This window comes from Paraburkholderia bengalensis (assembly GCF_037126505.1).
Lineage (GTDB): Bacteria > Pseudomonadota > Gammaproteobacteria > Burkholderiales > Burkholderiaceae > Paraburkholderia > Paraburkholderia bengalensis.
In genome coordinates, this window is sequence record NZ_JACFYJ010000182.1 from 1 (window position 1) to 6,956 (window position 6,956).

At 66.1% G+C, this 6,956-nt stretch carries 6 protein-coding genes; 3 read left to right on the forward strand and 3 right to left on the reverse strand.

All coding sequences use genetic code 11. The features are described from left to right. Positions 1-413 precede the first annotated feature (413 nt). Together H3V53_RS41920 and H3V53_RS41925 are read right to left on the reverse strand one after the other, a co-directional pair. Positions 414-1,781, reverse strand: coding sequence for an MATE family efflux transporter (locus H3V53_RS41920; RefSeq protein ID WP_336602857.1), 1,368 nt, complete (start codon positions 1,779-1,781; stop codon positions 414-416). 203 nt (positions 1,782-1,984) lie between these two features. Then, complete coding sequence (locus H3V53_RS41925; protein WP_054925033.1) at positions 1,985-2,209, reverse strand: RNA-binding S4 domain-containing protein; 225 nt, start codon at positions 2,207-2,209, stop codon at positions 1,985-1,987. Positions 2,210-2,542: 333 nt separating this feature from the next. Between H3V53_RS41925 and H3V53_RS41930 the strand changes: the two genes are divergently transcribed. From H3V53_RS41930 to H3V53_RS41940, 3 genes are all read left to right on the forward strand, one after another. After that, complete coding sequence (locus H3V53_RS41930) at positions 2,543-2,992, forward strand: hypothetical protein (RefSeq protein WP_336602858.1); 450 nt, start codon at positions 2,543-2,545, stop codon at positions 2,990-2,992. A gap of 91 nt (positions 2,993-3,083) precedes the next feature. After that, entirely contained in the window at positions 3,084-3,356 is a 273-nt protein-coding gene (locus tag H3V53_RS41935) for a hypothetical protein (RefSeq protein ID WP_336602859.1), read from the forward strand. A 162-nt stretch (positions 3,357-3,518) separates the two neighbouring features. Then, positions 3,519-5,729 carry an ATP-dependent helicase gene (locus tag H3V53_RS41940; RefSeq protein WP_336602860.1) on the forward strand — a complete coding sequence of 737 codons (2,211 nt, stop codon included), beginning with the start codon at positions 3,519-3,521 and terminating at the stop codon, positions 5,727-5,729. 77 nt (positions 5,730-5,806) lie between these two features. Here H3V53_RS41940 and H3V53_RS41945 read toward each other — a convergent pair whose 3' ends face one another. Beyond that, positions 5,807-6,577 (reverse strand): DUF4088 family protein, encoded by a 771-nt coding sequence (locus H3V53_RS41945; RefSeq protein WP_054925029.1) that lies wholly within the window; start codon positions 6,575-6,577, stop codon positions 5,807-5,809. Between the last annotated feature and the right edge of the window lie 379 nt (positions 6,578-6,956).

Genomic DNA, 6,956 nt, shown 5'->3' on the forward strand with positions numbered 1-6,956 from the left:
CGTCGCCGCCTTCAATGTGGTCGGGTCGATGGACCTCGTCGTCGACTACTATCACGCGATCCAGACTGATCTGCCGGCACATGCGGGTGACTTGGGCGCCGCTTGTTCCTCCAATTGAGCGGCGCGGCTCTCCCACATGGCGCGCCGTCTATCGACGGGGGAATTCTACGGACAAACATCGAGGTGGGCCGAAGAGTCCCGCCTTCGATACTGCAACGAGCGTGCCTGAATGTGAGGCGGTATGGCCGGGTATGGCCGGGTATTGCTGTGTATTGCCGTCTATTGCCGTGTATTGCCGTGTATTGCCGGGAAGGACCAAGAGCGAACCGTGAAGCGGCGACGCGGATGCGCGGCGATGATGCCCGCGCAATGCCAACGCTGGCCAACGCCGCGCGCGCGTGCAAAAAATCAGCTCAGCTGCTCTTCTTGTGAAAGCGCAGCGTCATCAACAGCGCAACGCTGGCGAGCCCCGCTGCCAGTCCCCACCACAGTCCGCGCGCGCCCAGCCCGAAATGAAACGCGAGCGTATAGCCCGTCGGAAAGCCGATACCCCAATACCCGAACGCGGCGGCGATCATCGGCACCCGGGTGTCCTTCAATCCGCGCAGGCAACCCGAGCCGACCGTCTGCATCCCGTCGACGATCTGAAAAATCGCGGCCACGCCCAGCAGCGAGCTGGCGAGCGCGACGGTCGGCGCGTTGGCGGGATCATCGAGATGCAGATACAAGCCGACGATGAAGCGCGGCGCGGTGATCAGCAGCAGCCCCGACAGGCTCATGAACGCGACGCCCAGGCCGAGCGCGACGAAGCCCGCATGGCGCGCGGCCAGCGGCTGTCCGGCGCCCGACCAGAAGCCGACGCGCACGTTCGCCGCCTGGCCGATCGCGAGCGGCACCATGAACGCCACCGACGCGACATTCAGCGCGATCTGATGTGCCGCCAGCTGCGACTCGCCGAGCAGGCCGACCATCAGCCCCGTCGCGAGAAACAGCGTCGATTCGACGCCATACGTGATCGCCACCGGCCAGCCGATGCCGAACAGTTCGCCCATCAGCGGCACGTCGGGGCGGGTGGCTGTCACGAAGTGCCGAAAGCGCGGCCGCAGGTGCAGCAGCGCCATCAGCGTGAGCGCCGTGAGCCAGACGGTGAACGTCGTCGCGCCCGCGGAGCCGAGAAAGCCCAGCCTGGGCAAGCCATACGCGCCGTGAATCAGCCCGTAATTCAGAAACGCATTGACGAACACGCCGCCGATCGACACCCACAGTAGCCGCCGCGCCGCGCCGATCGCGGGCAGGAACGAGCGCATCAGTCCGATCCCGATCAGGCTGCCGGGCGCTGCCCAGCGCAACACGGCGCAGTACTCGCCAACATTGTGCGCGAGCAGCGCTGGCTCGCCGAAGGTGGTCAGGATGGGCGCCGCGAACGACAGCAGTACGAACGCCGGCACCGACAGCAGCAGTGACAGCACGAAGCCCGTCCAGTAGATGTGCGGCACGCGATGCTCGGCCTGTGCGCCGCGCGCATGCGACACGCTCACGCTGACGGACGTCAGCACGCCTTGCAGCAGCGTCACGACGACGAAAAACAGGTTCGCGCCGAGGCCGCCCGCGGCGAGCGCGTCGGGGCCGAGCGAGCCGAGCAGCACGGTGTCGGTGACGCTCATCGCCATTTGCGACAACTGCGCGATGGCGAGCGGGGCGGCGAGACGCGCGGTATCGGCGGCGTGACGCGAAAGTGTGGGCGGCCCGCTCAATGTGCGGGACATTCCGGTCGGATTCATTGTTCGAAGCGCTCGGGGCGCAAAGGGCGACATGCGCGGGCATGGCGGGCGCGCGCCGTTATTTTTTCTGTCCAGGCGGACAGCTTATTGCGGGAAAGCGGCGCTGTCGATCAACAGGCACATTTTTGGTGCGGGATTAGGCATGCCGCGCGTCGAGCCCGATGCAGGACGTATTTCGGGCGAGCAGCGAAGGCGCCCGTGCGTCAGCTGGGCGACTCGTGGACGGCGATGCGCGTGTCGCCGAGCAGCACGACTTGTCCCGCGCGGATCTTGCACGTTTTGCGCGTTTCGACCTGGCCGTCGACGGTGACGGCGCCCGAAGCGACGATGACTTTCGCCGAGCCGCCGCTGTCGGCGAGGCCCGTGATCTTCAACAGATTGTGGAGTTCGACGTAATCGCCGGTCAGGGTGAAATCGAGATTGGGCATGGCAGTTGCAAAGCGACGCATGCGTCGGCGGTCGTGAAAAGCGACTCGCATGATAAGCCATCGCGCGGCCCTGAAGCGCGGAAATGCGGCTGCGCGCGGCAACCCAGTCGGTATTTGCAAGCAGATGTTATTCAGTTGTCAGGAAATGAAACGGTGAGTAACAGTCAGCTTTTGTGGCGAACTCCACTCGCAAAGGCCCGGTCTGTGGAATAGCCTGCTGCATTTTTGCGGCAAGCGGGCAGCGTGAACGAGGTGCGGCGCAGCCGGCGAGGGTCGGCAACCGCCCCGTCCCCGACCACGCGCCGACACCGACAAACTTCAGAGAGGATTGCCATGAACCAGCTTCGTAAGCTCCTGATCGGTAGTGCCCTGACTGCGGTTGCGTCGACGGCCGCATTTGCCCAGACGAGCGCGCAGCCTGCCGCGGACATGTCCGCCCAGGCCCAGGTTCAGACCCAGGCTCCTGCGCAGGCGCCCGCCGCGCAAGGCGTCCAGATGCCTGCACCCGCGCCGCAGAACCTGACCGCGTCCGGCTCGACGGACCCGCTCGTGCAGAAGCGCAACGCCGACGCAAAGGCGAACGCGGAATATCGCGCGCAAAAGAAGATGTCGAAGGAGCAGTTGAAGGAGCAGCAAAAGGCGGCGAAGGACACCTACAACGAGCAGGTCCGCGGCGCCAAGGTGAACCGGCAGGCCGACAAGGCGGCTGCGTCGAACGAGCTGAAGGCCGACATGCAGGGCCAGCCCACGGGCGCGGCGGCATCGGGCGAAGCGCACAACTGACGCGCGCAATCGCAAGTCGCAAATCGCACATCAATCGCAATCGCATGGAAGCATCCGACGCTCATCAACATCGGATAACAGGGAGGACAACATGAACACCAACAACACCGTCAACAGGACGCTGGGCATGCTGTGCGCTGGCCTGATCGCGGGCAGCATGACGACACTCGCGGTCGCCCAGACGCATGACCCGGCCACGGAGCCCATGACGCACGCCGACAGCAAGGCCGCGAAGGAGCAGGCGAAGGCCAACAAGAAGGCGGACGTCGCACAGGCCAAGGCCGACAAGAAGAAGACCGAGGCGCAGGCCGATGCCGACAAGGCGAACGCCGAAGCCAAGGTGAAGGACGCAAAGTCGCAATAAGTGTTCATTGCGCGGCCTGCACGACGGTGCCGCGCCGTGTGGCACAAAAGCCCGGTGACAAGCCGGGCTTTTTTGCGCGCTGCGTAGCGCGTCACGTCTCGCATGAGCCTCTTCATGGGGTTCATGCGCGCCGAAAATGGGGCGCTTGTCGTCGCGGGTTGTATGGATATACAGTATGCGTCGCCTTCACTCTTCGACCCGCCGATCGTGCTTTCCGTCGCCGATACCCCGTCTTCCCCGCCGGCCGCCGCCGATTGGCTCGCGAAGCTCAATGCCGCGCAGCGCGAAGCGGTCGACTACGGCGCAAACGACCTCACCCGTCCGCCTGGCGCATTGCTGGTCATCGCGGGCGCGGGTTCCGGCAAGACGAACACGCTCGCGCATCGCGTCGCGAATCTGGTCGTCAACGGGGTCGATCCGCACCGCATTCTGCTGCTGACGTTTTCGCGCCGCGCCGCGCTCGAAATGACCCGGCGCGTCACGCGCATCGCAGGGGCGGCGCTCGGCTCGCGCGCGGCGCTTGCGCAAGGGCTCACGTGGTCCGGTACGTTTCATAGCGTCGGCGCGCGGCTGTTGCGCGAATACGCCGACCTGATCGGTCTCGCGCCCAGCTTCACCATCAACGACCGCGAAGACTCCGCCGATCTGATGAACCTCGTGCGCCACGAACTCGGCTTTTCGGCGAAGGAAAAGCGCTTCCCGTCGAAGACGGCGTGCTTTTCGATCTATTCGCGCGTCGTGAACACGGGCGCGTCGCTGGCGGACGTGCTCGACGGCGCGTTTGCGTGGTGCCGCGAATGGGAAGCCGATCTGCGCGCGCTGTTCGCCGCGTATGTCGACGCGAAGCAGAAGCAGAGCGTGCTCGACTATGACGACTTGCTGCTGTACTGGTCGCACATGGCCGCCGAGCCCGCGATTGCCGCCGATCTGTCGGGCCGCTTCGATCACGTGCTCGTCGACGAATATCAGGACACCAACCGGCTGCAGGCTTCGATCCTGCTCGCGTTGAAGCCCGACGGACGCGGCCTCACGGTAGTCGGCGACGACGCGCAGTCCATTTATTCGTTTCGCGGCGCGACGGTGCGCAATATTCTCGACTTCCCCGCCCACTTCGATCCACCCGCGAAGCAGGTCACGCTCGAACAGAACTACCGCTCCACGCAGCCCATTCTCGAAGCGTCGAACGCCGTGATCGGCCTCGCGGCGGAGCGCTATACCAAGAACCTGTGGACCGACAGGGCATCGGCGCAGCGCCCGCATCTCGTGACGGTGGCCGACGACGCCGATCAGGCGCGCTACATCGTCGAGCAGGTGCTGGCCGCGCGCGAGGCCGGGATGAAGCTGAAATCACAAGCGGTGCTGTTTCGCGCTGCGCATCACAGCGCGACGCTCGAGATCGAGCTGACGCGCCGCAACATCCCCTTCGTGAAGTTCGGCGGCCTGAAGTTTCTCGATTCCGTCCACGTGAAGGACGTGCTCGCCGTGCTGCGCTGGGCGGAGAACCCGCGCGACCGCGTCGCGGGTTTTCGCGTCGTGCAACTGCTGCCGGGCGTCGGGCCCGCGACGGCCGCGCGCGTGCTCGACGATATCGCCGCGCGCGCCAGTGTCGACGGATTGAGCGGCGGCGCGCGGGAGGCCGCGCATGCCGCGTCGAACTGCACGGCAGGCGCGCTCGCCGCGTTCGCGCCGCCGGCGCGCGCGCTCGAAGACTGGCATCCGTTCGTCGCGCTGATGTCGTCCGTATGCGGGCGTCAGACGCGTTGGCCCGCCGAGTTCGAGATGGTGCGTCGCTGGTACGAGCCGCATCTCGAGCGCAATCACGAGGACGCGGTGATCCGCCAGGCCGATCTCGTGCAGATGGAGAGCATCGCGGGCACCTACGCGTCGCGCGAGCGCTTCCTGACGGAGCTGACGCTCGATCCCCCCGACGCCACCAGCGACGAATCCGGTGTCCCGCTGATCGACGAGGACTACCTGATCCTGTCGACAATCCATTCGGCGAAGGGACAGGAATGGCGCAACGTGTTCGTGCTCAATGGCGTCGACGGCTGCATTCCATCCGATCTGGGCACGGGCAGCGAAGCGGAAATCGACGAGGAGCGGCGCCTGCTCTACGTCGCGATGACACGCGCGAAGGAGGAACTGCATATCGTGATGCCGCAGCGCTTCTACGTGCACAACCAGACGCAGCTCGGCGACCGCCATGTGTGGGCGTCGCGCACGCGCTTCATCCCGCCGCATCTGCTGCCGCTGTTCGATTCGCATGCCTGGCCGCCCGCGCCCGTCGTCACGGCGCCGACGGCAGCCGGGCTCGCCGCCGCCGCGCACGCCAAAGTCGAAATCGCGGCCAGGCTCAGAAAGATGTGGGACTGAGCTTGCCACGATCGGGCGAAGTCTAAGGGAAAGTGCCGCGCGTTAGGCGCCGCCGTCCGTGGCGACGCCCGTGCGGACTAGCGCGATTGCCGCTGCTGCGGGTGCTGTTGCGGCCTGGGCGGCGGCATGAAGAAGTTGCGCAGCCAGGCGGCCAGGCGCGTGAACACGTCGTACGGCTCCTCGACGAAAATCTCCGGCTTCAACAGGCGCAGATACTCCATGATCTGCTGGGCTTCCTGCTTCTGGAACGAGCCATGCGAGATGCCCAGACGCAGCAGGCCGCGCAGTTCGCCGAGCTTTTCGCGCGCTGCGCTGCCGACACTCGTCTCGCACGCCACCTTCGCCTCGTACACCCGTTGACGCAGCGATTCGGCCAGACGCCACGCGGGCGTTTGCATCACTTCCTCGAGCGCCTGGATATCCTGCGCCGCCGACTTGATCTGCGCCGCCAGTGGGTCGACCAGCGACGGCGCGCCTTCCGCTTCCTTGACGATCGCGGCTGCCCATTCGCGGCTTTGCTTCGCGAGTTCTTCCGGCGTCCACTCGGAGCGGGCAGCAAAGCCGAAGCCGAACTCGTTGGCCTGCTTCATCAGGATCGCGACGACGTCCGGAAACTCCTTGTCCAGCGTGCGCTTCGCCCATGCGTACTGTCCGCCCTGCAGCATCCGCTGCACGGCGTGCTCGGTCAGCGGCACCATGTTGTCGAGGAGCTTCGCGCGCAGAAAATCCTCGAACGACGGCGTCGCGAACTGCGGGTCCAGCTTCAGCGAGACCCGCACGAATGCGTCGAAGTCCTTTCGCAAGGAGGCGAGCGTTTCGTCCTTGATGTTGAGGGTTATTTGACCCATGTCTTATCCCGTTTCGTCGACCGCGCCGGTTCGCCGGGGGGCTTTCGCCCGGTGCCGCGCGCCTGCGTGCGCGCGCGTGCACTCCCGGCGCCAGTGTCGGCGCGGTTCTGTCCGGCTTGCAGGCGCGGCGTCCGAAGACGCTGCCTGGTTCACGGACCACGAGTGTTTATCGGCGCATTGAAAGGGAACTTGAGGGCGCGGCCCCGCGCAGGCGGGCGGCGCGCGAGGCGCCCGTGCGACAGCGCGTGGCGTCGGAGCGCGCGGGGAAGGTGAGGAAAGTGGGGAAGGCGGGAAGGCGGGAAGGCGGAGAGCGCGGGAAGGCGGGAAGGCGGGAAGCGCGGGAAGCGGAAGCGGGAAGCGGGAAGCGGGAAGCGGGAGG

Bases quoted from the DNA above. Each gene is read 5' to 3' on its own strand.
- H3V53_RS41940 (WP_336602860.1), top strand. From the start codon at position 3,519: ATGGATATACAGTATGCGTCGCCTTCACTCTTCGACCCGCCGATCGTG.
- H3V53_RS41920 (WP_336602857.1), bottom strand. From the start codon at position 1,781: ATGAATCCGACCGGAATGTCCCGCACATTGAGCGGGCCGCCCACACTT.
- H3V53_RS41925 (WP_054925033.1), bottom strand. From the start codon at position 2,209: ATGCCCAATCTCGATTTCACCCTGACCGGCGATTACGTCGAACTCCAC.
- H3V53_RS41945 (WP_054925029.1), bottom strand. From the start codon at position 6,577: ATGGGTCAAATAACCCTCAACATCAAGGACGAAACGCTCGCCTCCTTG.
- H3V53_RS41935 (WP_336602859.1), top strand. From the start codon at position 3,084: ATGAACACCAACAACACCGTCAACAGGACGCTGGGCATGCTGTGCGCT.
- H3V53_RS41930 (WP_336602858.1), top strand. From the start codon at position 2,543: ATGAACCAGCTTCGTAAGCTCCTGATCGGTAGTGCCCTGACTGCGGTT.